The following is a 26,688-nucleotide window of genomic DNA, read 5'->3' as shown; positions in this document are numbered from 1 at the left end:
GGCTCCGGGTGACGCAACCCATCGCCCGCCGTCGGTCATCGGTCCGGTGGACCGGCGTAAGGGCCCCTCACGTGAGATAGAGCAAGCCAATACGCATAACAAACATGCAGAATACCGGGCCTCCCCCAGGCGGGTCAAAACGCGCCCGGTACCGGGGTCCGGTCCTCGCCACTCCGGTCCGGGCGGCGCAGACAGGCGCAGGCGACCACCGCGGCGAGCGTCCACAGCATCGCCGCGTCCTTGAAGGCCCGCCGTCTGACGTCCTCCAGATACGGCCAGTCCAGCCCGGCGACCTGCGGCACGAGAGCGGCCCAGAACCACACCGTACGGGGCACGGCGCCGGGCACCACGGCCGAGGCCAGCAGGGGCCCCAGCACCACCAGCAGATAGTGGTCGAAGGACGGCCGGGACACCAGGAAGGCCGCGAGCAGCAGCATCGCCGCGGTCTCGACGAGCCGGAGCGGCCCGTCGTCCCCGCGCCGCCAGCGCAGGTACGCGCAGCCCACGCCCGCGGCGGCCGCCGCCACCGCCAGCCCGTAGGCCGGTGCCGGCGGCACCCCGAGCCTGGTCAGGACGGCTCCGAGCGAGGCGTCGTACGGCCGCGCGAAGGCGTCCTGGCCGCGGAGGAGGAACGGCAGCGTACGGGTGAGGAACATGCCGGGACGCGGCATCACCAGCGCCGCCGCCAGGGACACGGCCGCCGGCACGGCGACCGCGACGGCCACCGCGCCCCACCGCCGGGCGAGGACGAACAGCAGCAGGACCGGCAGCAGCATCGGCTTCAGGGCCAGCGCGCACCCGATCACCGCGCCCGCCGCCGCCCACCGCGCACGGCGGGCCAGCAGCAGCGCGAGCGGCAGTGCCACGACCGAGGCGAGCGTCCAGTTGCCGAGCGTGACGAGGTTGCGGAACGGCTGGAAGAACGGCAGCGCGGCCACGACCAGCACCGCGAGCCGGCTGTCGGCCCGTACGCCGAAGATCCGCAGGCTCAGGAACCAGCCCAGCAGTACGAGGCAGACCCCGGCCGCCGGCACCAGCCACGGCAGCCACCGCTCGGGCAGCAGCGCCTCGGGCACCGCCGCGAGCACCGCCCCCGGCAGGTACAGGAACCGCTTGTCGGCGTAGGGAGCACCGCCGTCCAGCAGCGCCCGCGCCGCCTTCACCGCGAAGGCGTTGTCCATGCCGAGGTGACCGCCGCGCCGTACGGTCGCCACGACCACCACGGCCGTCAGCCCCGCGGCGACGGCCCGCAGCGGCCAGGGAGCGGGCCGCAGCAGCCATGCCACTCTGGGCGATTGCCCCGCTTTGTCCTCCGGCGTCACGCGGCCAGATTAGAAGGCGCCGGCCCTACCGCTCCCGCTCGACACGGCGCACCACCACTTCCCGACGCCCCTGCCGGCTACCTGGCCCGCTCCACCCGCCGCTCGTCCCACACCGGCTCCGACGTCTCCCGGACCCGGCCGTCCGAGCCGAAGACCAGATACCGGTCGAAGGAGCGCGCGAACCAGCGGTCGTGCGTCACCGCCAGCACCGTCCCCTCGTACGCCTCCAGCCCCTCCTGCAGCGCCTCCGCGCTCTCCAGGTCCAGGTTGTCCGTCGGCTCGTCCAGCAGCAGCGCCGTCGTGCCCGCCAGCTCCAGCAGCAGGATCTGGAAACGGGCCTGCTGGCCGCCGGAGAGGCGGTCGAAGCGCTGCTCGGCCTGGCGCTCCAGCTCGTACCGGCGCAGCGCGCTCATCGCCCTGCCGCGGTCCTTGGCGTGCTCCGTCCAGAGGATGTCCAGGAGGGTGCGGCCCTCCAGCTCCGGGTGCGCGTGGGTTTGGGCGAAGTGGCCGGGGACGACGCGGGCGCCCAGCTTCCACGCGCCGGTGTGTGCCACGTCGTCACCGGCGAGCAGCCGCAGGAAGTGCGACTTGCCGGAGCCGTTCGAGCCCAGCACCGCGACCCGCTCGCCGTAGAAGACCTCCAGGGAGAAGGGCTTCATCAGGCCGGTCAGTTCGAGGTCCTCGCAGGTCACGGCCCGGACGCCGGTACGGCCGCCGCGCAGCCGCATGGTGATCTCCTGCTCGCGCGGCGGCTCCTGCGGCGGACCCGCCTCCTCGAACTTCCGCAGCCGCGTCTGGGCTGCCTGATAGCGCGAGGCCAGGCCGTCGTTGAAGGCCGCCTTGTTCTTCAAGGTATTGACCAGCTGCTTCAGCTGCGCGTGCTTCTCGTCCCAGCGCCGCCGCAGCTCCTCGAAGCGCGCGAAGCGCTCCTTGCGGGCCTCGTGGTACGTGCCGAAGCCGCCGCCGTGCACCCAGACGTCACTGCCCGCCGGGCCCGGCTCGACGCTGACGATCTTCTCCGCTGAACGGGCCAGCAGCTCCCGGTCGTGGCTGACGAACAGGACCGTCTTCTGGGTCTCCCGCAGCCGCTCCTCCAGCCAGCGCTTGCCGGGCACGTCCAGATAGTTGTCCGGCTCGTCCAGCAGCAGCACCTCCTCCGGGCCGCGCAGCAGCGACTCCAGCACGAGCCGCTTCTGCTCGCCCCCGCTGAGCGTGCGCACCTGCCGCCACTGCGCCTTCTCGTACGGCACCCCGAGCGCGGCCATGGTGCACATGTCCCAGACCGTCTCGGCCTCGTATCCGCGGGCCTCCGCCCAGTCGCTCAGCGCCTGCGCGTACGCCATCTGCGCGGCCTCGTCGTCGACGGTCATGACGGCGTGCTCGGCCTCGTCCACGGCCTTCGCGGCGGTCCGCAGCCGCGGCGGCGCCACCGACACCAGCAGGTCCCGCACGGTCCGCTCATCGCGCACGGACCCCACGAACTGCGGCATCACGCCCAGCCCGCCGGTGACCGTCACCGCGCCGCCGTGCGGCTGCAGCTCCCCCGCGATCAGCTTCAGCAGCGTCGTCTTGCCCGCGCCGTTCGCCCCGACCAACGCGACCGTGGCGCCCTCACCCACCCGGAAGGACACGTCGGCCAGCAGCACCCGCCCGTCCGGCAGGTAGTACTCCAGATGTCCCGCCTCCACATGTCCCATACGGGGAATTCTCGGCCCGGGGCACCGCACGGAACAAACGGGTTTCCCCGGGCCCGCCCGTCAGGCGGCCGAAGTCCTTCTGTGACCTGTGCGCATTAGGATGCGCGCCATGAGCTTTGGGGAAGGGGGGCCGTTCGGCCCCGGGGGATCCGGTCCGTCGTCCACTCCGGACTGGGCCGCACTGGCGGAACAGAGCGAAGCACGCGGCAAGCGCAGACGCTGGCTCCTGATCGGCGGCGGCGCCCTGGCCACCGTGGCGGTGGCCGGCATCGTCGCCACCGCCGTGATCGCCGGCAACGACAACGGCAAGCCGTCCTCGCTCCCGTCACCGGAGAAGCTGCCCGACGAGCCGGACGACCCGAAGCCCACCTTCTCCGACGTCACGGTCCCGCCCCCGCCGGACCCGATGGACTACATCACCGACAGCAAGAAGGACACCGCGCCGCTCACCGCCGCCTCGCTCTTCCCCGACAAGCAGCTGAAGGCCGGCGACCGCGTCTACCCGAAGGCCACCACCAGCAGCACCGGAAGCTGCGCGAGCGTCGCCCAGGGCGGCCTCGGCGCGGTCCTCAAGAAGCACGGCTGCGAGAAGCTGCTGCGCGCCACGTTCTCCAAGGACGGCGTGGCGGTGACCGTGGGCATCGCCCGGTTCGACACCAAGGCAGCGGCGGCCGCGGTGAAGGAGGAGTACAAGCCCAACCTCGCGGCGCTCGCCGGCGGCAAGGTCGCCCCGTTCTGCCAGGGCACCGACTGCCGGACCTCGGCGAACTCGGCCGGCCGGTACGCGTACTTCACGATCGCCGGCTACCTCAACGGCAAGCCCGTCGTCACCAGCGAGACCAAGGCCCTCCAGGCGAGCCGGGACGGTGCCGCGTACGCCTGGGGCCGGGTCATGCAGCGCGGCCGGGACCAGGCCGACGCGGCGGCGAAGAAGCAGCTCCAGAACTGAGGCCGGCCGCGGCGGGCGGGGGCACGCGGCCCCGCCCCCGCGCACCGCCCCGCCGCCGTGCTCAGCAGCAGCCCGCGCCCGGCAGGGTCCGCTTGTTCCGCGCCTCCTTGTTGCGGGCGGCCAGCAGCTCGTCGGCCGGATAGCCGACCTCTTCCAGGGTCAGCCCGTGCGGCCGTACGACGTGCACCGCCGAGTCCCGCACCCCGGCCGCCAGCACCTTGCCCGGCCACTCCACGGGCCGGTGCCCGTCCCCGACGAACAGCAGCGCGCCCACCAGCGAGCGCACCATGTTGTGGCAGAAGGCGTCCGCCTGCACGGTCGCCGTGATGATCCCGTCCGCGCCGCGCTCCCAGCTCAGCTCCTGGAGCGTACGAATGGTCGTGGCGCCCTCACGCCGCTTGCAGTACGCCGCGAAGTCGTGCTCGCCCAGCAGCGGCAGCGACGCCTCGTTCATCGCCGCGACGTCCAGGTCCCAGTCGTGCCAGAGCACATGCCCGCGCAGCAGCGGGTCGACGCCGCCGGGGTGGTCGGTGACCCGGTACGCGTACCGGCGCCAGATCGCCGAGAACCGCGCGTTGAAGCCGGCCGGCGCCTCGCTCACCCGCCAGATCCGTACGTCCTTCGGCAGCCGCCCGGCGAGCCGCCGGCGCAGCTTGTCGCCGTGCTCGGCCCACAGCTCCCGCGGCAGGTCCACCTGGGCCACCTGCCCCCGGGCGTGCACGCCCGCGTCGGTCCGCCCCGCCACGGTCAGCTCGTACGTCTCCGACGCCCGCAGCACGGTGCGCAGCGCGTCCTCGATCTCTCCCTGGACCGTCCGCCGCTCCCGCTGCTTCGCCCAGCCGGAGAAGTCCTTGCCGTCGTAGGAAAGATCCAGCCGCACCCGTACGAACCCGGGCTCCACCTCATCGCTCACGCGCACATCCTCTCAAGCGGAACGGGCCCGCTCCCCCAGCGGGGAACGGGCCCGTTCAGCGGCCTGGATCAGGCTCAGGCGTCCTTGGACTCCTCGGCCGGGGCCTCGGCGGCCTCGTCCTTGGTGTCCTCGGCCTTGGCGGCCTCGTCGGCCTCCTTCACCGCGCGCTTGGTCGCGGCCTCGGCCTCGTCGACGGTGGCCTTCTTGGCGATCTCGCCCTCGACCAGCTCGATGACGGCCATCGGGGCGTTGTCGCCACGACGGTTGCCGATCTTGGTGATGCGGGTGTAGCCACCCGGGCGCTCGGTGTAGCGCGGGGCGATCTCGGTGAAGAGCGTGTGGACGACGCTCTTGTCCGTGATCGTCGCGAGCACCAGGCGACGGTTGTGGATGTCGCCCTTCTTCGCCTTGGTGATCAGCTTCTCCGCGACGGGGCGCAGGCGGCGGGCCTTGGCCTCGGTCGTGGTGATGCGGCCGTGCTCGAACAGCGACTTCGCGAGGTTCGCGAGCAGAAGACGCTCGTGCGCGGCGCTGCCGCCCAGACGGGCTCCCTTGGCGGGACGCGGCATGGTGTTTCTCCTTCACTCTGCACCGGCCGTGTCAGGTACCGGTGTCAGTTACCGAACGGGCGGCCGCCCGTCGGAAACCCGCGCCCCGTGAGGGGCGCGGGGAACTGCGCGACCAGCCACAGCGGGCCCGCAGTCGAAATCAGGCCGTCAGGCCCGAGTCTCAGTACTGCTCGGTCTCGACGAAACCGGCGTCCGCGTCGTCATCGGCGCCAAACGCGTCAGCCGCAGCGGTCGGGTCGAATCCGGGCGGGCTGTCCTTGAGGGCCAGGCCCATGCCGGCCAGCTTCGCCTTGACCTCGTCGATCGACTTCGCACCGAAGTTGCGGATGTCGAGCAGGTCCGCCTCGGAGCGGGCGACGAGCTCACCCACGGAGTGGATGCCCTCGCGCTTGAGGCAGTTGTACGACCGAACGGTGAGCTCCAGCTCCTCGATCGGCAGCGCCAGATCGGCGGCCAGGGCGGCGTCCGTCGGGGACGGGCCCATGTCGATGCCCTCGGCGTCGATGTTGAGCTCGCGCGCCAGACCGAACAGCTCGACCAGGGTCTTGCCGGCGGACGCCATGGCGTCACGCGGGCGCATGGCCTGCTTGGTCTCGACGTCGACGATCAGCTTGTCGAAGTCGGTGCGCTGCTCGACTCGGGTCGCCTCGACCTTGTAGGTGACCTTCAGCACGGGGCTGTAGATGGAGTCGACCGGGATGCGGCCGATCTCCTGGCCCACCTGCTTGTTCTGCACCGCGGAGACGTAGCCGCGACCGCGCTCGACGGTCAGCTCCATCTCCAGCTTGCCCTTGCCGTTCAGCGTGGCGAGGACCAGGTCCGGGTTGTGGACCTCGACACCGGCCGGGGGCGCGATGTCGGCAGCGGTCACCAGGCCGGGGCCCTGCTTGCGCAGGTACATCACGACCGGCTCGTCGTGCTCCGAGGAGACGACCAGCTGCTTGATGTTGAGGATGAGGTCGGTGACGTCCTCCTTGACGCCCGGCACGGTGGTGAACTCGTGCAGGACACCGTCGATACGGATGGACGTGACCGCCGCACCCGGAATCGAGGAGAGGAGCGTACGACGCAGGGAGTTGCCGAGGGTGTAACCGAAGCCCGGCTCCAGCGGCTCGATCACGAACCGGGAGCGGTACTCGTCGACGACCTCTTCGGTCAACGAGGGACGCTGAGCGATCAGCATGTTTTTGATCCTTCAGTCGAGGACGCCCGCTATTTGACGCCCGCTGTACTACAAGGGTACGGGCGGTACGGCCCGAAAGAGCCCGTACCGCCCGCGACCGCAGATCCCTACTACTTGGAGTAGAGCTCGACGATCAGCTGCTCCTGCACCTGGGTGTCGATCACCGGGCGCTCGGGCAGGGAGTGCACGAGGATCCGGAGCTTCGAGGGGATCGCCTCCAGCCACGCCGGGACGGTCTTCTCGCCGGCCTCGGCCTGCGCCACCTGGAAGGGGGTCAGGTTCCGAGAGCCCTCGCGGACCTCGATGATGTCGTTCACGGAGACGCGAGCCGACGGGATGTCGGTCTTGCGGCCGTTCACGTTGATGTGGCCGTGACGGACCAGCTGACGGGCGTGGTCGCGGGACTTCGCGAAGCCCGCGCGGTAGACCACGTTGTCCAGCCGGGTCTCAAGGATGCGAAGCAGGTTCTCACCGGTCTTGCCGGTCTTCTGGTTCGCCTCCTTGTAGTACCCAAGGAACTGCTTCTCAAGAACACCGTAGATACGGCTGCACTTCTGCTTCTCACGCAGCTGCAGCAGGTACTCGCTGTCCTTGGTGCGCCCGCGACCGTGCTCACCCGGGGGGTAAGGACGGATCTCGATCGGGCACTTTGCGCTCTCGCACTTGCTCCCCTTGAGGAAGAGCTTCTGCTTCTCCCGACGGCAACGCTTGCAGTCGGCCCCGGTGTAACGCGCCATTGTCTAGTTGTCTCCTACTTCAGCGGATCAGACGCGGCGGCGCTTCGGCGGGCGGCAGCCGTTGTGCGGGGTCGGGGTGACGTCCTGGATCGAACCCACCTCGAGGCCGGTGGCCTGGAGGGAGCGGATCGCGGTCTCACGGCCGGAGCCGGGACCCTTGACGAAGACGTCGACCTTGCGCATGCCGTGCTCCTGCGCGCGACGCGCGGCCGACTCGGCGGCCATCTGCGCGGCGAACGGGGTGGACTTGCGCGAACCCTTGAAGCCCACGTGACCGGCCGAAGCCCAGGAAATCACGTTGCCGGTGGGGTCGGTGATCGAAACGATCGTGTTGTTGAACGTGCTCTTGATGTGAGCGTGCCCGTGGGCGACGTTCTTCTTCTCCTTGCGGCGCACCTTCTTGGCGCCGGCCGTACGGCCCTTCGGAGGCATGAATTACTCCCGTGGAGGTGGTCGGTCCTACAGCGAAGACCGCTGATAAGCGTCCGCTGAGGACTACTTCTTGCCCGGCTTCTTCTTGCCGGCGATCGCGCGACGCGGGCCCTTGCGGGTACGAGCGTTCGTGCTGGTGCGCTGGCCGTGGACGGGCAGGCCACGACGGTGGCGCAGGCCCTGGTAGCAGCCGATCTCGACCTTGCGGCGGATGTCGGCCTGGATCTCGCGACGGAGGTCACCCTCGGTCTGGAGGTTGGCGTCCACGTACTCGCGGATCTTGACCAGGTCCTCTTCGGGAAGGTCACGAACGCGGGTGTTCGGGTCGACACCGGCAGCGGCGAGGGTCTGCTTCGCCAGCGTGCGGCCGATGCCGAAGACGTAGGTGAGGGCGACCTCCACACGCTTTTCGCGCGGGATGTCAACACCTGAAACGCGTGCCATCGAATGGCTCCTGTGTTGAATCGGGGGTCTTCCGCAGAGTCATTCCTGACCGCCGACCGCTCGCTTGCCGGAGCAGTGGTACGGCCCAGGTCTCCGGCCCCCGCCGGAGGTGTCGTCGGCCTTTACGGCCGGACGGGCTCTGCGTATGTACGTATCGCTTGCGTCGCGCGAAGAACTGCGAAATGCAGGTCGGCGTGCGTCAGCCCTGGCGCTGCTTGTGGCGCAGGTTGTCGCAGATGACCATGACCCGGCCGTGGCGGCGGATCACCTTGCACTTGTCGCAGATCTTCTTGACGCTCGGCTTGACCTTCATGGGATGTGAGGTTCTCCGGGTCAGTGCCTTGCCCCACGGGAGCGGGGCGCGGGCAAGATCTACTTGTAGCGGTAGACGATCCGCCCACGCGTCAGGTCGTACGGAGAAAGCTCCACGACGACCCGGTCATCCGGGAGGATACGGATGTAGTGCATCCGCATCTTGCCACTGATGTGCGCGAGGACCTGGTGACCGTTCTGAAGCTCCACCTTGAACATCGCGTTCGGGAGGGACTCGATCACGGTGCCCTCGATCTCGATGGCACCTTGCTTCTTGGCCACGCTTCGCCCTTCGAATCGGCTACCTTGATCAGCTCTCGTCAGAATCACCCGATTCCCGCGTCCGGGGACGCAGGCATGCGGATGCACGAGAGCCGACGCGTCAGTCTACGTCAGCGCACCCGAAAAGACGAATCCACGATTATTGCCCAGCCGAGGAGATCGTTACGCTTGGGGCGTCCCCTGGTCCTTAAGACCTTGGGGAAGGATCGGGAGCGGTCTCGATGCCCAGCTCGGCCAGCTTGGCCTTGCCGCCGTCCGGGGCGGTCAGGACCAGGGGGCCTTCTTCGGTCAGCGCGACCGAGTGCTCCCAGTGCGAGGACCAGCCGCCGTCGTTCGACTTCACGGTCCAGTCGTCCTCGAGGACGTGGGTCTTCGCGGTGCCGAGATTGACCATCGGCTCGATGGCGATGCAGAAGCCCGGGACCAGCTTGGGGCCGCGGCCGCGCTTGCGGTCGACGTAGTTCAGCAGGTGCGGGTCCATGTGCATCTGGGACCCGATGCCGTGGCCGCCGTAGTCCTCGACGATGCCGTACTTACCGGCGGAGGGGCGCGGCTGGCGCTTGATGTAGCCCTCGATGGCCTTGGAGATGTCGACCAGGCGGTTGCCCTTGCGGACCGCGGCGATGCCGGCCCACATCGACTCCTCGGTCACCCGGCTGAGCTCGACCAGCTCCGCGGAGTGACCGGAGCCCACGAAGGCGGTGTACGCGGCGTCGCCGTGCCAGCCGTCGACGATCGCGCCGCAGTCGATGGAGATGATGTCGCCGTCCTGGAGCACGGTGTCGGCGGACGGGATGCCGTGCACGACCACGTCGTTCACGGACGTGCAGATCGTCGCGGGGAAGCCGCCGTACCCGAGGAAGTTCGACTTCGCGCCGTGCTCGGCGAGCACCTTGCGCGCCGCGTCGTCCAGGTCCTTGGTGGTGGCTCCGGGCACGGCCACCTCGCGGGTGGCGGCGTGGATAGCGGCGACGACCAGCCCCGCCTCGCGCATCTTCGCGATCTGCTCGGGGGTCTTGATCTCCAGCATTGAGCTGACGCCTTCCTGAACCGACGACTCGAACGTTTCTTCATTGCGGGCGGCCGCGAAAGCCGCTCCCGTACACGATACGGCCGCGGCGCCCCTGCCGGGTGCCGCGGCCGTATCGAAGAGCCGGTGCGTACCGCCTACGCGGCGTCGCGCTCCAGCGCGCCCATGGCCCGCCGGGTGACCTCGTCGACCTTCCCGAGTGCCGGGATGGTCACCACGAGGTCCTGCGCCTTGTAGTAGTCGATGATCGGCTCGGTCTCCGTGTGGTAGACCTCCAGCCGCTTGCGCACGGTCTCCTCGCGGTCGTCCTCGCGCTGGTACAGCTCGCCGCCGCAGATGTCACAGCTGCCGTCCGTCTTCGACGGGCTGTACTCGACGTGGAAGATGTGCTTGCCGTCCTTGCGGCACATCCGGCGGCCGGAGATCCGCTTGACGACCTCGTCCTCCGGGACCTCCAGGTCCAGCACCGCGTCCAGCTTCAGGCCGGCGTCCTCCAGGATCCCGTCCAGCGCCTTGGCCTGCGCGAGGTTGCGCGGGAAGCCGTCCAGCAGGAAGCCGTCCGTCGCGTCGGTCTGCTCCATGCGGTCCTTGGCCATGCCGATCGTGACCTCGTCCGGCACCAGGTTGCCCGCGTCCATGTAGGCCTTGGCCGCCTTGCCGAGCTCGGTGCCCTGGCTGATGTTGGCGCGGAACAGGTCACCCGTGGAGATGTGCGGGATGGCGAGGTTCTCGGCGAGGTACGCAGCCTGCGTACCCTTGCCTGCCCCAGGAGGACCGACGAGGACGATTCGCATCAGCGGAGGAACCCTTCGTAGTTACGCTGCTGAAGCTGGCTCTCGATCTGCTTCACGGTCTCCAGACCCACACCCACGATGATCAGGATGCTCGTCCCGCCGAACGGGAAGTTCTGGTCCGCGTTGAAGAGCACCAACGCCACCGTCGGCACCAGTGCGATGAGACCCAGATACAGCGAGCCCGGCCACGTGATCCGGTTGAGCACGTAGCTGAGGTACTCGGCCGTCGGGCGACCAGCCCGGATACCCGGGATGAAGCCACCATACTTCTTCATGTTGTCGGCAACTTCTTCGGGGTTGAAGGAGATGGCGACGTAGAAGAAGGCGAAGAACACGATCAGCAGGAAGTACGTAACGATGTAAACCGGGCCATCTCCACGCTGGAAATGTGTCTGAAGCCACGTGGCCCAGCCCGCCTTGGAACCGCTGAACTGCGCGATCAGCGCCGGGATGTAGAGCAGCGACGACGCGAAAATGACAGGAATCACACCTGCCTGGTTCACCTTGAGCGGGATATAGGTGGACGTTCCGCCGTACGAACGACGACCGATCATCCGCTTGGCGTACTGCACCGGAATACGGCGCTGAGCCTGCTCGACGAAGACAACCAGCGCGATCATGACGAGTCCGATCGCGATCACGGAGCCGAACTCGATCCAGCCGTCGGCGAGCTTGCCGGACACCTTGATCTGCCACAGCGCGGCCGGGAAGCCGGAGGCGATCGAGATGAACATCAGGATCGACATGCCGTTGCCGATACCGCGGTCGGTGATGAGCTCACCCAGCCACATGACGACGCCGGTGCCGGCGGTCATGCAGATGACCATCGTGATGGTCGTGAAGATCGCGGGGTCCGGAATGATCTCGTTGCGCAGGGTGCAGGTGCTGAACAGCGAGCCACTGCGGGCGGTGGCCACGAGGCCGGTGCCCTGAAGGATGGCCAGCGCCACGGTGAGGTAGCGGGTGTACTGCGTGATCTTCGCCTGCCCGGACTGGCCCTCCTTCTTCAGGGCCTCCAGCCGTGGGATCACCACGGTGAGCAGCTGAAGGATGATGCTTGCCGTGATGTACGGCATGATCCCCAGCGCGAAGAGTGTGATCTTGAGCAGCGCACCGCCGCTGAACATGTTCACCAGACCGAAAAGCCCACTACCGGAGCCGGCCTGCTTCATGCAGGCTTCGACATTGGAGTAGTTGACTCCCGGAACCGGTACGTGCGCCCCGAGCCGATACACCAGCACGATGCCCAGCGTGAACAGCAGCTTCTTGCGCAGGTCGGGCGTCTTGAACGCTCGGGCGAACGCGGTGAGCACGGTGCCTCCTGCGCCCCCCGCCTCGTGGGCGAGAGGTGACGGTCTTGAGGATCTACGAATACTGAGCGGCCGAAAACCGCGTGGCCCCCGGCCACGCGGCGTATTCTCCGCGGCCCGCCGCATCAGGTACCCGACGCGGCAGTCCCCGGCGAAAGTACAGCAATAGTGCACGCCACCTTACCGGCGACCATGCCCCCCTTGGAACGACCAACCGGGGATGCCCCAATTCGTGGGCATCCCCGGTCAGTTGATTCACTCGCGTGCGAGCCGCGTCAGAGCAGCTCGGTGACGCTGCCGCCCGCGGCGGCAATCTTCTCCTTGGCGGAGCCGGAGACGGCGTCGACCGTCACCTGCAGCGCCACGGAGATCTCGCCCTGGCCCAGGACCTTGACGAGCTCGTTGTTGCGCACCGCGCCCTTGGCGACCAGGTCGGCCACCGTGACCTCGCCACCCTGCGGGTAGAGCGCGGCCAGCTTCTCCAGGTTCACGACCTGGAACTGCTTGTGGGCGGGGTTCTTGAAGCCCTTCAGCTTCGGGAGGCGCATGTGGAGGGGCATCTGCCCACCCTCGAAGCGCTCCGGAACCTGGTAACGGGCCTTCGTGCCCTTGGTACCACGACCAGCGGTCTTACCCTTGGACGCCTCACCACGACCCACACGGGTCTTGGCGGTCTTGGCGCCCGGGGCAGGACGGAGGTTGTGGACCTTCAGCGGGTTGTTCTCCGCCATGTCAGTCGACCTCCTCGACCGTCACGAGGTGACGCACGGTGTGCACCATGCCGACGACCTCGGGACGGGCATCCCGCACGACGCTGTCGTTCAGCCGCTTGAGGCCGAGCGAACGCAGCGTGTCACGGTGGTTCTGCTTGCTACCGATGTAGGACTTGGTCTGGGTGATCTTGATGCGCATCACGCATTCACCCCGGCACGCGCCCGCAGCAGAGCGGCGGGAGCAACGTCCTCCAGCGGCAGGCCACGACGGGCGGCGATCTCCTCGGGCCGCTTGAGGCCCTGGAGCGCCGTCACCGTGGCGTGCACGATGTTGATCGGGTTCGACGAACCGAGCGACTTGCTCAGCACGTCGTGAATGCCGGCGCACTCGAGCACGGCGCGCACCGGGCCACCGGCGATCACACCGGTACCGGGGGAAGCAGGCTTGAGCAGGACGACGCCCGCGGCCTTCTCGCCCTGGATGGGGTGCGGGATGGTGCCGGCGATACGGGGGACCTTGAAGAAGTGCTTCTTGGCCTCCTCAACGCCCTTGGCGATGGCGGCCGGCACCTCCTTGGCCTTGCCGTAACCGACACCCACGGTGCCGTCACCGTCGCCCACCACGACCAGCGCGGTGAAGCTGAAGCGACGACCACCCTTCACAACCTTGGCGACACGGTTGATGGCGACAACACGCTCGACGTAGGCGGTCTTCTCGGCAGCTGCGCCGCCGTCCCGCCGGTCCTTACGGTCCCGCCGCTCGCCGCCACCGGCGCCGCCACCGCGGCGCTGGGGTCCAGCCATTGGAATTACCTCTCTCTGTTACGTCCGCTAGCTACGGAACCGGGGCTCAGAACTTCAGCCCGGCTTCGCGGGCGGCGTCGGCCAGAGCGGCAATCCGCCCTGCGTACTGCTTGCCACCACGGTCGAACACGACAGCCTCGACACCGGCAGCCTTGGCACGCTCGGCGACCAGGGCGCCGACCTGCTTCGCCTGGGCGCTCTTGTCGCCCTCGCCACCGCGGATCGACGCGTCCAGGCTCGACGCCGAGGCCACGGTGTGGCCCTTGATGTCGTCGATGACCTGCGCGGTGATGCCACGGTTGGAGCGCGTCACGACCAGACGAGGACGCTCCGGGGTACCCGAAATCCGCTTGCGGATGCGGATGTGGCGACGCTTAGCGGCGGCGCGCTTGTAGGCGTCGCCCTTCGCGATCTTCACACCGTATGCCATGGCTTACTTACCAGCCTTTCCGACCTTGCGGCGGATGACCTCGCCGGCGTACTTGACGCCCTTGGCCTTGTACGGGTCGGGCTTGCGCAGCTTGCGGATGTTCGCGGCGACCTCGCCGACCTTCTGCTTGTCGATGCCCTCGACGCTGAGCTTGGTCGGGGACTCGACCTTGAACGAGATCCCCTCGGGGGCCTCGACCAGGATCGGGTGGCTGTAGCCCAGCGAGAACTCCAGGTTGGAGCCCTTCGCCTGGACGCGGTAACCCACACCGCTGATCTCGAGCGCCTTGCTGTAGCCCTGGGTCACGCCGGTGATCATGTTCGCCACCAGCGTGCGGGACAGGCCGTGCAGGGCCTTGTTCTGACGCTCGTCGTTCGGGCGGGTGACGGCAATGGCGCCGTCCTCACCCTTGGCGACATCGATCGGCGCGGCGACGGTGTGCTGAAGGGAACCCTTGGGGCCCTTCACGGAGACCGTCCGGCCGTCGATGGTGACGTCCACACCAGCGGGAACCTGGATGGGCAGCTTGCCAATACGCGACATTAGCTATTCCTCCGTTCCCTGGTTACCAGACGTAGGCGAGAACTTCTCCGCCTACACCCTTCTTGCTGGCCTGCTGACCGGTCAGGAGACCGTGGGACGTGGAGATGATCGCCACGCCCAGGCCGCCGAGGACCTTCGGCAGGTTGGTGGACTTTGCGTAGACCCGCAGGCCCGGCTTCGAGATCCGCTTGATGCCGGCGATCGAGCGCTCGCGGTTCGGGCCGAACTTCAGCTCGAGGACGAGGTTCTTGCCGACCTCGGCGTCCTCGACCTTCCAGCCGGTGATGTAGCCCTCCTGCTGGAGGATCTCCGCGATGTGCGACTTGATCTTGCTGTGCGGCATCACGACGGTGTCGTGGTACGCCGAGTTCGCGTTACGCAGACGGGTCAGCATGTCTGCGATGGGGTCAGTCATGGTCATGAATTGGCCTTCGGCCTCTCTCGCCGGGGTTTCCTATATGCGCCATCCCTCTCCCCACTCATGGGCGGGACGGGTGCGGCACGGGGACCTACGGCGTAGTAAGCGACTTTGAGCGGACACGAGGTCCGCGGTCGGTCTCGGGCGGCGGGCGCCCAACCCTTCCACTCTAGGTGATGAAGGGGTGGGCTCCCGCCGTCCGGCTGCTTACCGAGAGTCTCCGGTAATTCCCATTCGATCCTGTCGCCCGCCAGGGCGCCCTTCAGGGGCGGTGGTTGGGCGGCGGGTGGGAATTACCAGGAGCTCTTGGTCACGCCCGGCAGCTCGCCACGGTGAGCCATCTCACGAAGGCACACGCGGCACAGGCCGAACTTGCGGTAGACGGAGTGCGGACGGCCGCAGCGCTGGCAGCGGGTGTACGCGCGCACACCGAACTTCGGCTTACGAGCAGCCTTGGCAATCAGAGCCTTCTTCGCCATCTCGCTCACGCCTCCTTGAACGGGAAGCCGAGGTGACGCAGAAGGGCACGGCCCTCGTCGTCGTTGGTCGCCGTGGTGACCACGGTGATGTCCATACCCCGGGTGCGGTCGATCTTGTCCTGGTCGATCTCGTGGAACATGACCTGCTCCGTGAGACCGAAGGTGTAGTTGCCGCGGCCGTCGAACTGCTTCGGCGACAGACCACGGAAGTCGCGGATGCGCGGCAGCGCGAGCGACAGCAGGCGGTCCAGGAACTCCCACATGCGGTCACCGCGGAGGGTGACGTGGGCACCGATCGGCTGGCCCTCACGCAGCTTGAACTGCGCGATGGACTTACGGGCCTTGGTCACGGCCGGCTTCTGGCCGGTGATCGTGGTGAGGTCGCGGATGGCGCCCTCGATCAGCTTGGAGTCGCGGGCGGCGTCGCCCACACCCATGTTGACCACGATCTTGGTCAGGCCGGGGATCTGCATGACGTTCTCGTACGAGAACTCGTCCTTCAGCTTCCCGGCGATCTCTTCGCGGTAGCGCTGCTTGAGGCGCGGTGCGTTGGTGGTGGCAGTCATCAGATGTCCTCACCGGTCCGCTTGGCAACGCGGATCTTGTTGCCCTCGTCGTCGAAGCGGTACCCGACGCGGGTAACGACCTTGTTGCCGTCCTTCTCCACCACGAGCTGAACGTTGCTCACGTGGATCGGGGCCTCGGTCGTCACGATGCCGCCGGTCTTCGAACCACGAGCGGTCTGGCCGGCCTTGGTGTGCTTCTTGACCCGGTTGACACCCTCGACCAGGACACGGTCCTCGCGGGGGAAGGCCTGAATGACCTTGCCCTGCTTGCCCTTGTCCTTACCGGTGATGACCTGGACCAGGTCGCCCTTCTTGATCTTCATCGGTTACAGCACCTCCGGCGCGAGCGAGATGATCTTCATGAACTTCTTCTCGCGCAGCTCACGGCCCACGGGGCCGAAGATACGGGTGCCGCGGGGGTCGCCATCGTTCTTGAGGATGACGGCCGCGTTCTCGTCGAAGCGGATGTACGAACCGTCGGGACGGCGGCGCTCCTTCACGGTGCGCACGATGACCGCCTTGACGACGTCACCCTTCTTCACGTTGCCACCGGGGATCGCATCCTTCACGGTGGCGACGATGACGTCACCGATGCCCGCGTAGCGTCGGCCCGAGCCACCGAGAACACGGATGGTGAGAATTTCCTTCGCACCCGTGTTGTCGGCGACGCGCAGCCGAGACTCCTGCTGGATCACGTCTATCTCCTGATCGTCTGCCGGTTCCCGGCAGGGACGCTCCTAGTGGCGCGTCCCTGCCGAGCCTGGCGGAACTTTTCCGAGGGAATCCCCCTCGGGGGGATGTGCTTGCCTTCGCAATTCCCTAAGGGGAATTACTTGGCCTTCTCGAGGATCTCGACGACGCGCCAGCGCTTCGTCGCGGACTGCGGCCGGGTCTCCATGAGGAGGACACGGTCGCCGACACCCGCGGCGTTCTGCTCGTCGTGCGCCTTGAGCTTGTTCGTACGACGGATGACCTTGCCGTACAGCGCGTGCTTGACGCGGTCCTCGACGGCGACGACGACGGTCTTGTCCATCTTGTCGCTGACGACCAGACCCTCACGGGTCTTGCGGAAGCCGCGCTCCTGCTTCTTCTCAGTCACATTCGTCTCGCTCATCAGGCGCTCTCCACCGTCTCGATGCCGAGCTCGCGCTCACGCATCAGGGTGTAGATCCGGGCGATGTCCTTGCGGACGGCCTTCAGCCGGCCGTGGTTCTCAAGCTGTCCGGTCGCCGCCTGGAAGCGGAGGTTGAACAGCTCCTCCTTGGCCTCACGAAGCTTCGCAACGAGGTCCTCGTTGTTCAGCTCGCGCAGCTCGGTCGCCTTGGTACCGGCCGCCATCACGACTCACCTGCCTCGCGCCGCACGATGCGGCACTTCATCGGAAGCTTGTGGGCGGCGCGGGTCAGCGCCTCCTTGGCAACCTTTTCGTTCGGGAAGGACAGCTCGAACATCACCCGGCCGGGCTTGACGTTCGCGACCCACCACTCCGGAGAACCCTTACCGGAACCCATGCGGGTCTCGGCAGGCTTCTTCGTCAGCGGACGGTCGGGGTAGATGTTGATCCACACCTTGCCGCCACGCTTGATGTGACGGGTCATGGCGATACGAGCGGACTCGATCTGCCGGTTCGTCACGTAGGCCCCGGTCAGGGCCTGGATACCGTACTCACCGAAAGCGAGCTCGGTACCACCCTTGGCCATGCCATGGCGCTTGGGGTGGTGCTGCTTGCGGTGCTTGACCCTGCGAGGGATCAGCATGTCGGTCAGGCCTCCGTTCCGGTGCTCTCAGCCGGAGCAGCGGCAGCGGCCTCGGCCTTGGGGGCCTCGGCAGCGGCGTTCTGCTGCTGCGGCTTGCGGCCGCGACCACCGCGCTCGCCACCGCGACGCGGGCGGTCGTTGCCACCGCGGGCCGGGCGGTTACCCGCACGGGCAGCGGCGTTCTCCGCGCGAACCTCGGCGATGTTCTTGACGTCGCCCTTGTAGATCCAGACCTTCACGCCGATGCGGCCGAAGGTCGTACGGGCCTCGAAGAAGCCGTAGTCGACGTTCGCACGGAGCGTGTGCAGGGGCACACGGCCCTCGCGGTAGAACTCCGAGCGGGACATCTCGGCGCCGCCGAGACGACCGCCGCACTGGATCTTGATGCCCTTGGCGCCGGCCTTCATCGTCGACTGCATGCTCTTACGCATGGCGCGACGGAAGGAGACACGCGAGGACAGCTGCTCCGCGACGGCCTGCGCGACCAGCTGGGCATCGGTCTCGGGGTTCTTGACCTCGAGGATGTTCAGCTGGACCTGCTTGCCGGTGAGCTTCTCCAGCTCACCGCGGATGCGGTCGGCCTCGGCGCCGCGGCGGCCGATGACGATGCCCGGACGGGCGGTGTGGATGTCAACGCGGACGCGCTCACGGGTGCGCTCGATCTCCACCTTGGAGATACCGGCGCGCTCCATGCCCTTCGTCATCATGCGACGAATGGCGACGTCTTCCTTGACGTAGTCCTTGTACAGCTTGTCGGCGTACCAGCGGCTCTTGAAGTCCGTGGTGATGCCGAGCCGGAACCCGTGCGGGTTTACCTTCTGGCCCATTACCGGGTTCCTTCCTTGCTGCTGACGACCACGGTGATGTGGCTGGTCCGCTTGCGGATCCGGTAGGCACGGCCCTGGGCGCGCGGACGGAAGCGCTTCAGGGTCGGGCCCTCGTCGACGTACGCCTCGCTGATGAACAGCGAGTTGGCGTCCGTGTGGTCGTAGTTGTGCGCGGCGTTGGCAATGGCGCTGTCCAGCACCTTGCCCACCGGCACGCTCGCGGCCTGCGGGGCGAAACGCAGGACCGCCTGAGCCTCCGTGGCATCCATGCCACGGACAAGGTCCACCACGCGGCGGGCCTTCATGGGCGTGACACGCACGTAGCGCGCCTGGGCCCTGGCTTCCATGGTTGTCCCTTCGGTGTCAGTCATAGTCTTCGCTCTTCCGCAGATCAGCGACGACGCGACTTGCGGTCGTCCTTCTCGTGGCCGCGGAAGGTGCGGGTCGGCGCAAACTCGCCGAGCTTGTGGCCGACCATCGACTCGGTGACGAACACCGGGACGTGGGTCTTGCCGTTGTGCACCGCCAGCGTGTGGCCAAGCATGGCCGGCACGATCATGGAGCGACGGGACCAGGTCTTGATGACGTTCTTGGTGCCGGCTTCGTTCTGAACATCCACCTTCTTGATCAGGTGGTCGTCGACGAAGGGCCCCTTCTTGAGACTGCGCGGCATCTAAACCCGCTCCTAGCGCTTCTTGTTCGTCTTGCGGCGGCGGACGATGTACTTGTTCGAAGCCTTCTTCGGCGAACGCGTACGACCCTCCTTCTGACCCCACGGCGAGACCGGGTGGCGACCACCGGAGGTCTTGCCCTCACCACCACCGTGCGGGTGGTCGACGGGGTTCATCACGACACCACGCACGGTCGGGCGGACGCCCTTCCAGCGCATGCGGCCGGCCTTGCCCCAGTTGATGTTCGACTGCTCGGCGTTGCCGACCTCGCCGACAGTGGCGCGGCAGCGGACGTCGACCAGGCGGATCTCACCGGACGGCATGCGCAGGTGGGCCATCTGGCCCTCCTTCGCCAGCAGCTGCACGGAGGCACCCGCGGAGCGGGCGAACTTCGCGCCGCCGCCGGGCCGCAGCTCGATGGCGTGGAGCGTCGTACCGACCGGGATGTTGCGCAGCGCCAGGTTGTTGCCGGGCTTGATGTCGGCGCCAGGGCCGTTCTCAATCCGGTCACCCTGCGACAGACCGCGGGGCGCCAGGATGTAGCGCTTCTCGCCGTCCGCGTAGTGCAGGAGCGCGATGCGCGCGGTGCGGTTGGGGTCGTACTCGATGTGCGCGACCTTGGCCGGCACGCCGTCCTTGTCGTGACGACGGAAGTCGATCACTCGGTAGGCGCGCTTGTGGCCACCGCCCTGGTGGCGAACGGTCACACGACCGGCGTTGTTACGGCCGCCCTTGCTGTGCAGCGGGCGAACCAGCGACTTCTCCGGCGTGGACCGCGTGATCTCGACAAAGTCGGCGACGCTGGAGCCACGACGGCCCGGGGTCGTCGGCTTGTACTTGCGGATACCCATTTCTCAGTCCTCGTCCGATTCCGGACGATCCAGACCGCCGTTAGGCGGTCGGACCGCCGAAGATGTCGATGCGGTCGCCCTCGGCGAGGGTCACGATGGCGCGCTTGGTGTCAGCGCGCTTGCCGAAACCGGTGCGGGTGCGCTTGCGCTTGCCCTGCCGGTTGATCGTGTTCACCCCGGTGACCTTGACCGAGAAGACCGCCTCGACGGCCTGCTTGATCTGGGTCTTGTTGGCACGCGGGTCGACGATGAACGTGTACTTGTTCTCGTCCAGCAGCGCGTAGCTCTTCTCGGACACGACGGGCTTCTTCAGCACGTCACGGGGGTCCGTGAAGGTCTTGCTGGTGACGACGGCCTCACTCATCAGGCGTCGCTCCCTTCGGTCTCAACGGCCTTGGGGCCAGACACGAAGGACTCGAGAGCGGCCTTGGTGAAGACCACGTCGTCGGAGACGAGCACGTCGTACGTGTTCAGCTGGCCCGGCTCCAGGATGTGAACCTGGGGCAGGTTGCGGGCGGACAGCCACGCGGCCTCGTCGGAACGCTCGGCGATCAGGAGCAGGTTCTTGCGCTCCGAGATCTTGCCGAACAGCGTCTTGGCGGCCTTGGTGGAGGTCGCACCCTCGACCACGCCGGAAACGACGTGGATGCGCGAGTTGCGGGCCCGGTCGGTGAGGGCACCGCGCAGGGCGGCGGCCTTCATCTTCTTCGGGGTCCGCTGCGAGTAGTCACGCGGCACGGGGCCGTGGACGATGCCACCGCCGGCGAACTGCGGCGCACGGGTCGAACCCTGACGTGCGCGGCCGGTGCCCTTCTGGCGGTACGGCTTCTTGCCACCGCCGCGGACCTCGCCACGGGTCTTGGTCTTGTGCGTGCCCTGACGGGCAGCGGCCAGCTGTGCGACGACGACCTGGTGGATCAGCGGAACGCTGACCTTCGCGTCGAAGATCTCCGCGGGGAGCTCGACGGTCCCGGCCTTGTCGCCTGCCGGCGAAAGGATGTCAATGGTGCTCATCGGTTACCTCAGGCCCCCTTGGCCGCGGTACGGACCAGGACGAGGCCGCCGTTCGGACCAGGAACTGCGCCCTTGATGAGCAGCAGACCCTTCTCCGCGTCAACGGCGTGGACGGTCAGGTTCTGGGTGGTGACCCGCTCATTGCCCATACGGCCGGCCATCCGCATGCCCTTGAACACGCGGCCCGGGGTGGCGCAGCCACCGATGGAGCCCGGCTTGCGGTGGATGCGGTGCGCACCGTGCGAAGCCTTGCCACCGGCGAAGCCATGGCGCTTCATGACACCGGCGGTGCCCTTGCCCTTGGTCTTGCCGGTCACGTCCACCTTGATGCCGGCGTCGAAGACCTCGGCGTTGATCTCCTGGCCGAGGGAGTACTCGCCGGCGTCGGCGGTACGGACCTCGACGAGGTGACGGCGGGGGGTGACATCGGCCTTGGCGAAGTGGCCCTTGAGGGGCTTGTTCACCTTGCGCGGGTCGATCTCGCCGAAGGCGATCTGGACGGAGTCGTAACCGTCCTGGTCTGCGGTGCGCACCTGGGTGACGACACAGGGACCGGCCTTGACCACGGTGACCGGGACAACACGGTTGTTGTCGTCCCAGACCTGGGTCATGCCGAGCTTCTCGCCCAGGAGGCCCTTGATCTGCTTAGTCATTCTCAGCTCACCGGCCCTCAGAGCTTGATCTCGATGTCGACGCCGGCCGGAAGGTCGAGTCGCATCAGGGAGTCAACGGTCTTCGGCGTCGGGTCGAGAATGTCGATCAGGCGCTTGTGCGTGCGCATCTCGAAGTGCTCGCGCGAGTCCTTGTACTTGTGCGGCGACTTGATGACGCAGTACACGTTCTTTTCAGTGGGCAGCGGCACCGGGCCCGCGACCGACGCACCAGTGCGGGTCACCGTCTCGACGATCTTCTTCGCCGAGCTGTCGATGACCTCGTGGTCGTAGGCCTTGAGCCGGATGCGGATCTTCTGTCCCGCCATGGCTACTTAGTAGTCCTTTGTCTCGTAACGCTCTGGGACCCGGTGCGTTCACGTCCTCGTCCGCCACATCCTGCGGTCCGTCCGACCCACGCGGTCGGGCGTGTCGCATCCCTTCCCGCACATCTCCGCAGGGGAGATCCTTCGAGAAGGAGGACGTGGGGTCATGGACACCCACCGGGCGCCTGGCTGAGGCACCCCGCTGAGCTTCCCGGAAGATTCCCGTACTTCCACCCCTGAGAAGGGATGACGAATACCTGGGACTCGCTTCCGGTCCTCCCGGCGGGAGGCGCGCAGCATCGGCACTCAACCGAGCAACTTGGCTAGTGTGCCATATGGGGCACACGGCTGGCCAACCGAAGGGGAGAGAGTACCCCACGCCACACCGCGCGAATCCTCGGGCCCGCCCGAGCACCTCCGGACGGACCACCCCGCCCCCGCTCAGCCGGCCGGAACGACCGCCTGCGGGCTGCGCTCCTGGTCGCTCCCCGGCACCGGCGCGGACGCGTCGGCGCCCAGCGCCACGATGCGGTTGCCGGCGTCGACATGCACGACGCTGGGCTTCAATTCCCTCGCCTCGGCATCCTCGACCTGCGCATAACTGATGAGAATGACCAGGTCACCGGGGTGGACGAGATGCGCGGCCGCGCCATTGATCCCGATGACCCCGCCCCCCCGCTCCCCCTCGATCACGTACGTCTCCAGCCGGGCGCCGTTCGTGATGTCGACGATGTGGACCAGCTCGCCGGGCAGCAGATCGGCGGCCTCCATCAGCTCCGCGTCGACCGTCACCGACCCTACGTAGTGCAGATCGGCCTGGGTCACGGTGGCCCGGTGGATCTTGGACTTGAACATGGTGCGCAGCATGGCGTCACTCCTGTGTGAGGCAGGTCGCGCCCCCGGTACGAGGTGCGCGCCGACTCCGCCATGCTAGGGCGCCGGAACGGGGTGGCAAGAGTGTCCCGGCTCACTACAGGCGATCGACCTCGGTCAGGTCGATGTCGACGGTGAACGGCACGGTCGTCTTCAGCCGCTCGCGGTGAATGCCTGCCGGCACGTACTCCTTGGTGACCGGGTCCAGTGCGTACTCGTGCACCACGGGGTGGTCCTTCTCCCCCGCCATCTCCACGAGCCAGAAGTGCGGGATGCCGGCTGCCGCGTACTTCCCGGGCTTGCTGTCGCGGTCCCGGGACGCGGAGTCGGGCGAGACGACCTCGACCGCGAGCACGACGTCGGCCGCCTCGTACCGGGTCTGCCGCCGGCCCTGCACGGCGTCGGCGCGGAGCACGAGGACGTCGGGCTCGGGTGCGTTGCGCGCATCCAGGACGACGGCCATTTCCCGGCGCACCCGGAAGCGCTCCGGCACGGTCCGCCTGAGCCCGCTCTCCAGCAGGTACATCACCAGTGTGTGGAAATCCCGCTGCGGACTCACAAAGACCAGGCTCCCGTCGATCAGCTCGGTGTGCGGCGGGAGATCGGGCAGAGCGAACAGGTCGTCCACGGTGTAGCCGTCCGGCGGCGGCACCGGCCAGATGCGCTGCGGTTCGGCGGTCATGATTCCTCCCATGGACGAGGTGGTGGACCGTGTACCCACAGTAGCGGCGGGATCGGATCATGCACCGCCCGAAAGGACGGGAACATCTGCCCGTCGTTGACACGGCTGCGCACATGGCGGTGCCTCCGGCCGCGCATGGAGGGCGCGGCCGGAGGCACGGCGGTCCGGGGCCGCCCGGCTCCCGGGGGGCGTCAGCCGGCCATGGGGAGCTTCGCGGACCAGGCGGTCAGGCTCAGCGTCCCGTTGTCCACGTCGTCCTCCAGCGGGACGACGCTGTGGGAGTTGCTGCCCGTCGGGGAGACCTGGAGGTACTTGGCCGGGGCCGGGTCGGCGCCGGTGTGCGTCCAGACCAGGTCCGCGTAGGCGACGCCGCCGGGCTTGAGCGTGACGGTGCGGGCGCCCGGGTCCTTGGCGAAGTACGTGTCACCGTGGCGCACCTCGGTGTCGAGCGCGGTGTGCCCCGCGCCCTCCAGCGCCAGCCCGGCGTAGCCCTTGATCGCGCAGGTCTCGTCGCCGGTGTTCTTCACCTTCAGGTAGGTGCCGGCGTGGTTCATCCCGACCTGGCTCTGCCCGGCGTCGGTGGTCGTCACCTTCAGCGTCCCCGGCTGGCAGGCCCCCGCGCCCGCGCCGCTCTCCGCGGCGACGGCCGCCCCGGCGATCCCGCCCGTCGCGAGTACGGCGACAGCGGCAGCGGTCACGGCAATACGCAGACCACGCATGGTCATCAGCTCCTTCTCCCCTGCGGGTGCGCCCGGTAGTGCAGTCCCGCTCCTCAACTGGCACGTACCAGCCTGACGACCACCACTGATGACCGGCTAATACCTCACTAACGCGCCACTTGCCCCGTTGTCCCGACCCCACCACCTGGACGAGCGGTCATATGCCAATGAAATGTTCCGTCACTCCTCGCCGCCATGGTTGACCCCATGGACACTCCCCCGACGAGCCCGCCTGCCGGCCCGCCACCGCTCCCGCTAGCGACGAGCCCTCACCCCTCGGCCGCGCAAGCCGGGGGCGGCCCACCCGTCCGTCGCTAGCATGAAGGCGATGTCCCCGACAGCGGCGCGGCCGAGCCGTCGGCGCACGTGCCGACCGAGACGAGGAGCGGACGCCATGACCATCGCCCCGGACGACGCACAGCGGGACGCCCTTCTGTACCGGGCCATGAGGGACTTCATCCAGTCGATGGATGACACCCTCCCCGGCAAGTTCGAGATCACGAAGGAAGGGATCGTCCACGACATGATGGCTCCCGCCGGACCCCACGAGCTGACGGTGTTGCGGGTCCGGAAGCGCCTCGAAGAGGTGATGCCGGAGGAGCTCGTCGCTCACACGGGCACGCCCGATGTCGAGGGCGAGGCGCAAGGCATCATGCGTCACCCGGACATCATGGTCATCGCGGAAGAGGACATGGAGGTCGAGGGCTCTTTCGACCCGCGCGCCCTCATCGCCGCCGTCGAAGTGGTCTCCCGTTCCAACCCTGACAACGACTGGGTGGGCAAGATGCGGGACTATCCCCTGCTCGGCATCCCCGTCTACGCGCTCTTCGACCCGCGCAGCGCGTCCGGGGCCGTGTTGTCCGGGATCCACGACACGCCTCTTGGACCCCGCTACTCGGTGCGCAAGGACTTCGTCTACGGCGAAGACGTCGCCGTCGGGGAGTGGGTCATCTCGACGCGGGACCTCCCGCGGTACCCATAGCCGGTCGCACGGCTCTCCCCGCGGCATGCCCCGTAGGCACGCGCGCCCCCGTAGACACGACAAAGGGCCCCGCACACCCGAAGGTGTGCGGGGCCCTCGCTCGCAAGGAGCGCCGGGTCTCCCCGATCGTCAGTAAGCGGACTTACTTGACGATCTTGGTGACCTGGCCGGCGCCGACGGTCCGGCCACCCTCACGGATGGCGAACTTCAGGCCCTCCTCCATGGCGACCGGCTGGATCAGCTGGACGGACATGGAGGTGTTGTCGCCCGGCATGACCATCTCGGTGCCCTCGGGGAGGGTCACGACGCCGGTCACGTCCGTGGTACGGAAGTAGAACTGCGGGCGGTAGTTGTTGAAGAACGGGGTGTGGCGGCCACCCTCGTCCTTCGACAGGATGTAGGCCTGGGCCTCGAACTCGGTGTGCGGCGTGACCGAACCGGGCTTGATGATGACCTGGCCGCGCTCGACGTCCTCGCGCTTGATACCGCGAAGCAGCAGACCGACGTTCTCACCGGCCTGGCCCTCGTCCAGCAGCTTCCGGAACATCTCGATGCCGGTGACCGTGGTGGTGGTCTTCTCGGTCTTGATGCCGATGATGTCGACGGTCTCGTTGACCTTGAGGACACCACGCTCGATACGACCGGTGACAACGGTGCCACGGCCGGTGATCGTGAAGACGTCCTCGATCGGCATCAGGAACGGCTTGTCGGTGTCGCGCTCCGGCTCCGGGATCGCCTCGTCGACGGCGGCCATGAGCTTGAGGACGGAGTCGCCCCACTCCTTGTCGCCCTCGAGCGCCTTGAGCGCCGAGACCTTGACGACCGGAACGTCGTCGCCGGGGAACTCGTACTCGGAGAGGAGCTCACGGACCTCGAGCTCGACGAGCTCCAGGATCTCCTCGTCGTCCACCATGTCGGCCTTGTTCAGGGCGACAACGATGTAGGGAACGCCGACCTGGCGGGCCAGGAGCACGTGCTCCTTGGTCTGCGGCATCGGACCGTCGGTCGCGGCGACCACGAGGATCGCGCCGTCCATCTGGGCGGCACCGGTGATCATGTTCTTGATGTAGTCCGCGTGACCCGGGCAGTCGACGTGGGCGTAGTGACGGTTCTCCGTCTGGTACTCGACGTGCGCGATCGAAATCGTAATACCGCGCTGGCGCTCCTCAGGAGCCTTGTCGATGTTCTCGAAGGCCGAGGCCTCGTTCAGGTCCGGGAACGCGTCGTGCAGCACCTTGGTAATGGCGGCCGTGAGGGTCGTCTTACCGTGGTCGATGTGACCGATGGTGCCGATGTTGACGTGCGGCTTAGTCCGCTCGAACTTCGCCTTCGCCACTGGGGTCCTCCTGTGGAGTGGTTCTGTACGCCTTACTCATCGGCGCCAGGTGATCTTTGCTGGGGTGCCGGCT

The 26,688-nt window shown here is 67.7% G+C and carries 40 protein-coding genes; 2 read left to right on the top strand and 38 right to left on the bottom strand.

Annotated features, from left to right (window positions below; translation table 11 throughout):
- Positions 1-134: 134 nt before the first annotated feature.
- Positions 135-1,322: a glycosyltransferase 87 family protein gene (locus ACZ6WH_RS25885; protein ID WP_469731016.1), complete on the bottom strand. Its 1,188-nt coding sequence runs from the start codon at positions 1,320-1,322 to the stop codon at positions 135-137.
- 77 nt (positions 1,323-1,399) lie between these two features.
- Positions 1,400-3,019 carry an ABC-F family ATP-binding cassette domain-containing protein gene (locus ACZ6WH_RS25880; protein WP_469731014.1) on the bottom strand — a complete coding sequence of 540 codons (1,620 nt, stop codon included), beginning with the start codon at positions 3,017-3,019 and terminating at the stop codon, positions 1,400-1,402.
- Between the two features lie 109 nt (positions 3,020-3,128).
- Here ACZ6WH_RS25880 and ACZ6WH_RS25875 point away from each other — a divergent pair, with 109 nt between their 5' ends.
- Positions 3,129-3,968, top strand: a complete 840-nt coding sequence (locus ACZ6WH_RS25875) for a hypothetical protein (protein WP_469731012.1) — start codon at positions 3,129-3,131, stop codon at positions 3,966-3,968.
- Positions 3,969-4,029: 61 nt separating this feature from the next.
- Here the strand turns inward: ACZ6WH_RS25875 and truA are convergent, their stop codons facing one another.
- From truA to ACZ6WH_RS25700, 35 genes are all read right to left on the bottom strand, one after another.
- Positions 4,030-4,881, bottom strand: coding sequence for a tRNA pseudouridine(38-40) synthase TruA (gene truA, locus ACZ6WH_RS25870; RefSeq protein WP_469731010.1), 852 nt, complete (start codon positions 4,879-4,881; stop codon positions 4,030-4,032).
- 74 nt (positions 4,882-4,955) lie between these two features.
- Positions 4,956-5,450, bottom strand: coding sequence for a 50S ribosomal protein L17 (rplQ, locus tag ACZ6WH_RS25865; RefSeq protein WP_432855983.1), 495 nt, complete (start codon positions 5,448-5,450; stop codon positions 4,956-4,958).
- A 160-nt stretch (positions 5,451-5,610) separates the two neighbouring features.
- Positions 5,611-6,633 carry a DNA-directed RNA polymerase subunit alpha gene (locus ACZ6WH_RS25860; protein ID WP_003956430.1) on the bottom strand — a complete coding sequence of 341 codons (1,023 nt, stop codon included), beginning with the start codon at positions 6,631-6,633 and terminating at the stop codon, positions 5,611-5,613.
- A gap of 110 nt (positions 6,634-6,743) precedes the next feature.
- The gene (gene rpsD, locus ACZ6WH_RS25855) at positions 6,744-7,370 is read right to left on the bottom strand and encodes a 30S ribosomal protein S4 (protein ID WP_361558249.1); all 627 of its coding nucleotides are present in this window, start codon (positions 7,368-7,370) and stop codon (positions 6,744-6,746) included.
- A gap of 27 nt (positions 7,371-7,397) precedes the next feature.
- Complete coding sequence (rpsK, locus tag ACZ6WH_RS25850; RefSeq protein ID WP_004571845.1) at positions 7,398-7,802, bottom strand: 30S ribosomal protein S11; 405 nt, start codon at positions 7,800-7,802, stop codon at positions 7,398-7,400.
- A gap of 63 nt (positions 7,803-7,865) precedes the next feature.
- Positions 7,866-8,246: a 30S ribosomal protein S13 gene (gene rpsM / locus ACZ6WH_RS25845; protein WP_030262856.1), complete on the bottom strand. Its 381-nt coding sequence runs from the start codon at positions 8,244-8,246 to the stop codon at positions 7,866-7,868.
- A 199-nt stretch (positions 8,247-8,445) separates the two neighbouring features.
- Positions 8,446-8,559 (bottom strand): 50S ribosomal protein L36, encoded by a 114-nt coding sequence (rpmJ, locus tag ACZ6WH_RS25840; RefSeq protein ID WP_003956441.1) that lies wholly within the window; start codon positions 8,557-8,559, stop codon positions 8,446-8,448.
- 59 nt (positions 8,560-8,618) lie between these two features.
- Complete coding sequence (gene infA, locus ACZ6WH_RS25835) at positions 8,619-8,840, bottom strand: translation initiation factor IF-1 (protein WP_030262853.1); 222 nt, start codon at positions 8,838-8,840, stop codon at positions 8,619-8,621.
- Positions 8,841-9,027: 187 nt separating this feature from the next.
- Positions 9,028-9,870, bottom strand: a complete 843-nt coding sequence (gene map / locus ACZ6WH_RS25830) for a type I methionyl aminopeptidase (RefSeq protein WP_469731006.1) — start codon at positions 9,868-9,870, stop codon at positions 9,028-9,030.
- Between the two features lie 137 nt (positions 9,871-10,007).
- Entirely contained in the window at positions 10,008-10,664 is a 657-nt protein-coding gene (locus ACZ6WH_RS25825; protein WP_469731005.1) for an adenylate kinase, read from the bottom strand.
- Positions 10,664-11,977 (bottom strand): preprotein translocase subunit SecY, encoded by a 1,314-nt coding sequence (secY, locus tag ACZ6WH_RS25820; protein ID WP_361558238.1) that lies wholly within the window; start codon positions 11,975-11,977, stop codon positions 10,664-10,666. Before secY ends, ACZ6WH_RS25825 begins: the two co-directional genes overlap by 1 nt.
- A 272-nt stretch (positions 11,978-12,249) precedes the next feature.
- Entirely contained in the window at positions 12,250-12,705 is a 456-nt protein-coding gene (gene rplO, locus ACZ6WH_RS25815; protein ID WP_346092392.1) for a 50S ribosomal protein L15, read from the bottom strand.
- Between the two features lies 1 nt (position 12,706).
- Positions 12,707-12,889 (bottom strand): 50S ribosomal protein L30, encoded by a 183-nt coding sequence (gene rpmD / locus ACZ6WH_RS25810; RefSeq protein ID WP_383411262.1) that lies wholly within the window; start codon positions 12,887-12,889, stop codon positions 12,707-12,709.
- Entirely contained in the window at positions 12,886-13,491 is a 606-nt protein-coding gene (gene rpsE / locus ACZ6WH_RS25805) for a 30S ribosomal protein S5 (protein ID WP_361558231.1), read from the bottom strand. Before rpsE ends, rpmD begins: the two co-directional genes overlap by 4 nt.
- A gap of 46 nt (positions 13,492-13,537) precedes the next feature.
- Positions 13,538-13,921, bottom strand: coding sequence for a 50S ribosomal protein L18 (gene rplR / locus ACZ6WH_RS25800; protein ID WP_361558228.1), 384 nt, complete (start codon positions 13,919-13,921; stop codon positions 13,538-13,540).
- 3 nt (positions 13,922-13,924) lie between these two features.
- Positions 13,925-14,464 carry a 50S ribosomal protein L6 gene (gene rplF / locus ACZ6WH_RS25795; protein ID WP_361558225.1) on the bottom strand — a complete coding sequence of 180 codons (540 nt, stop codon included), beginning with the start codon at positions 14,462-14,464 and terminating at the stop codon, positions 13,925-13,927.
- Between the two features lie 22 nt (positions 14,465-14,486).
- Positions 14,487-14,885: a 30S ribosomal protein S8 gene (gene rpsH, locus ACZ6WH_RS25790; protein WP_260639342.1), complete on the bottom strand. Its 399-nt coding sequence runs from the start codon at positions 14,883-14,885 to the stop codon at positions 14,487-14,489.
- Positions 14,886-15,175: 290 nt separating this feature from the next.
- Positions 15,176-15,361 (bottom strand): type Z 30S ribosomal protein S14, encoded by a 186-nt coding sequence (locus ACZ6WH_RS25785; protein ID WP_003956452.1) that lies wholly within the window; start codon positions 15,359-15,361, stop codon positions 15,176-15,178.
- Positions 15,362-15,366: 5 nt separating this feature from the next.
- Positions 15,367-15,927 (bottom strand): 50S ribosomal protein L5, encoded by a 561-nt coding sequence (gene rplE / locus ACZ6WH_RS25780; RefSeq protein ID WP_030262823.1) that lies wholly within the window; start codon positions 15,925-15,927, stop codon positions 15,367-15,369.
- The gene (rplX, locus tag ACZ6WH_RS25775; protein ID WP_030062892.1) at positions 15,927-16,250 is read right to left on the bottom strand and encodes a 50S ribosomal protein L24; all 324 of its coding nucleotides are present in this window, start codon (positions 16,248-16,250) and stop codon (positions 15,927-15,929) included. Before rplX ends, rplE begins: the two co-directional genes overlap by 1 nt.
- Before the next feature lie 3 nt (positions 16,251-16,253).
- Positions 16,254-16,622, bottom strand: a complete 369-nt coding sequence (gene rplN / locus ACZ6WH_RS25770) for a 50S ribosomal protein L14 (RefSeq protein WP_003974257.1) — start codon at positions 16,620-16,622, stop codon at positions 16,254-16,256.
- Positions 16,623-16,756: 134 nt separating this feature from the next.
- A complete protein-coding gene (gene rpsQ, locus ACZ6WH_RS25765; protein WP_030619920.1) occupies positions 16,757-17,041 on the bottom strand; it encodes a 30S ribosomal protein S17 in 285 nt (94 codons plus the stop codon).
- Positions 17,041-17,265: a 50S ribosomal protein L29 gene (gene rpmC, locus ACZ6WH_RS25760; RefSeq protein WP_004950453.1), complete on the bottom strand. Its 225-nt coding sequence runs from the start codon at positions 17,263-17,265 to the stop codon at positions 17,041-17,043. Before rpmC ends, rpsQ begins: the two co-directional genes overlap by 1 nt.
- Positions 17,265-17,684, bottom strand: coding sequence for a 50S ribosomal protein L16 (gene rplP, locus ACZ6WH_RS25755; protein WP_052864765.1), 420 nt, complete (start codon positions 17,682-17,684; stop codon positions 17,265-17,267). Before rplP ends, rpmC begins: the two co-directional genes overlap by 1 nt.
- A gap of 5 nt (positions 17,685-17,689) precedes the next feature.
- A complete protein-coding gene (rpsC, locus tag ACZ6WH_RS25750; protein WP_361558218.1) occupies positions 17,690-18,511 on the bottom strand; it encodes a 30S ribosomal protein S3 in 822 nt (273 codons plus the stop codon).
- Positions 18,511-18,858 (bottom strand): 50S ribosomal protein L22, encoded by a 348-nt coding sequence (gene rplV / locus ACZ6WH_RS25745; protein WP_361558215.1) that lies wholly within the window; start codon positions 18,856-18,858, stop codon positions 18,511-18,513. Before rplV ends, rpsC begins: the two co-directional genes overlap by 1 nt.
- A gap of 44 nt (positions 18,859-18,902) precedes the next feature.
- Positions 18,903-19,184 (bottom strand): 30S ribosomal protein S19, encoded by a 282-nt coding sequence (rpsS, locus tag ACZ6WH_RS25740; protein ID WP_030262810.1) that lies wholly within the window; start codon positions 19,182-19,184, stop codon positions 18,903-18,905.
- A gap of 12 nt (positions 19,185-19,196) precedes the next feature.
- On the bottom strand, positions 19,197-20,033 hold the full coding sequence (rplB, locus tag ACZ6WH_RS25735; protein WP_361558211.1) for a 50S ribosomal protein L2: 837 nt from the start codon (positions 20,031-20,033) through the stop codon (positions 19,197-19,199).
- Positions 20,034-20,073: 40 nt separating this feature from the next.
- A complete protein-coding gene (gene rplW / locus ACZ6WH_RS25730) occupies positions 20,074-20,397 on the bottom strand; it encodes a 50S ribosomal protein L23 (protein ID WP_361558208.1) in 324 nt (107 codons plus the stop codon).
- A complete protein-coding gene (gene rplD / locus ACZ6WH_RS25725; protein ID WP_469730998.1) occupies positions 20,397-21,047 on the bottom strand; it encodes a 50S ribosomal protein L4 in 651 nt (216 codons plus the stop codon). Before rplD ends, rplW begins: the two co-directional genes overlap by 1 nt.
- A gap of 8 nt (positions 21,048-21,055) precedes the next feature.
- On the bottom strand, positions 21,056-21,700 hold the full coding sequence (gene rplC, locus ACZ6WH_RS25720) for a 50S ribosomal protein L3 (RefSeq protein ID WP_361558202.1): 645 nt from the start codon (positions 21,698-21,700) through the stop codon (positions 21,056-21,058).
- A gap of 17 nt (positions 21,701-21,717) precedes the next feature.
- Positions 21,718-22,026: a 30S ribosomal protein S10 gene (gene rpsJ, locus ACZ6WH_RS25715; RefSeq protein ID WP_003948644.1), complete on the bottom strand. Its 309-nt coding sequence runs from the start codon at positions 22,024-22,026 to the stop codon at positions 21,718-21,720.
- 438 nt (positions 22,027-22,464) lie between these two features.
- Positions 22,465-22,890: an aspartate 1-decarboxylase gene (gene panD, locus ACZ6WH_RS25710; protein WP_469730996.1), complete on the bottom strand. Its 426-nt coding sequence runs from the start codon at positions 22,888-22,890 to the stop codon at positions 22,465-22,467.
- A gap of 103 nt (positions 22,891-22,993) precedes the next feature.
- Positions 22,994-23,578, bottom strand: a complete 585-nt coding sequence (locus ACZ6WH_RS25705; RefSeq protein ID WP_469730994.1) for a Uma2 family endonuclease — start codon at positions 23,576-23,578, stop codon at positions 22,994-22,996.
- A gap of 191 nt (positions 23,579-23,769) precedes the next feature.
- On the bottom strand, positions 23,770-24,297 hold the full coding sequence (locus tag ACZ6WH_RS25700) for a DUF4232 domain-containing protein (protein ID WP_469730992.1): 528 nt from the start codon (positions 24,295-24,297) through the stop codon (positions 23,770-23,772).
- A 394-nt stretch (positions 24,298-24,691) separates the two neighbouring features.
- On the opposite strand from ACZ6WH_RS25700, the gene ACZ6WH_RS25695 reads away from it, so the two are divergent.
- Complete coding sequence (locus ACZ6WH_RS25695; RefSeq protein ID WP_469730990.1) at positions 24,692-25,279, top strand: Uma2 family endonuclease; 588 nt, start codon at positions 24,692-24,694, stop codon at positions 25,277-25,279.
- A gap of 142 nt (positions 25,280-25,421) precedes the next feature.
- Here ACZ6WH_RS25695 and tuf read toward each other — a convergent pair whose 3' ends face one another.
- Positions 25,422-26,615, bottom strand: a complete 1,194-nt coding sequence (tuf, locus tag ACZ6WH_RS25690) for an elongation factor Tu (protein WP_361558190.1) — start codon at positions 26,613-26,615, stop codon at positions 25,422-25,424.
- Between the last annotated feature and the right edge of the window lie 73 nt (positions 26,616-26,688).

Source organism: Streptomyces sp. NPDC050806, assembly GCF_055586425.1.
The sequence above is the reverse complement of the archived record's forward strand: the minus strand, read 5'-3'. Positions and strand labels throughout refer to the sequence as shown.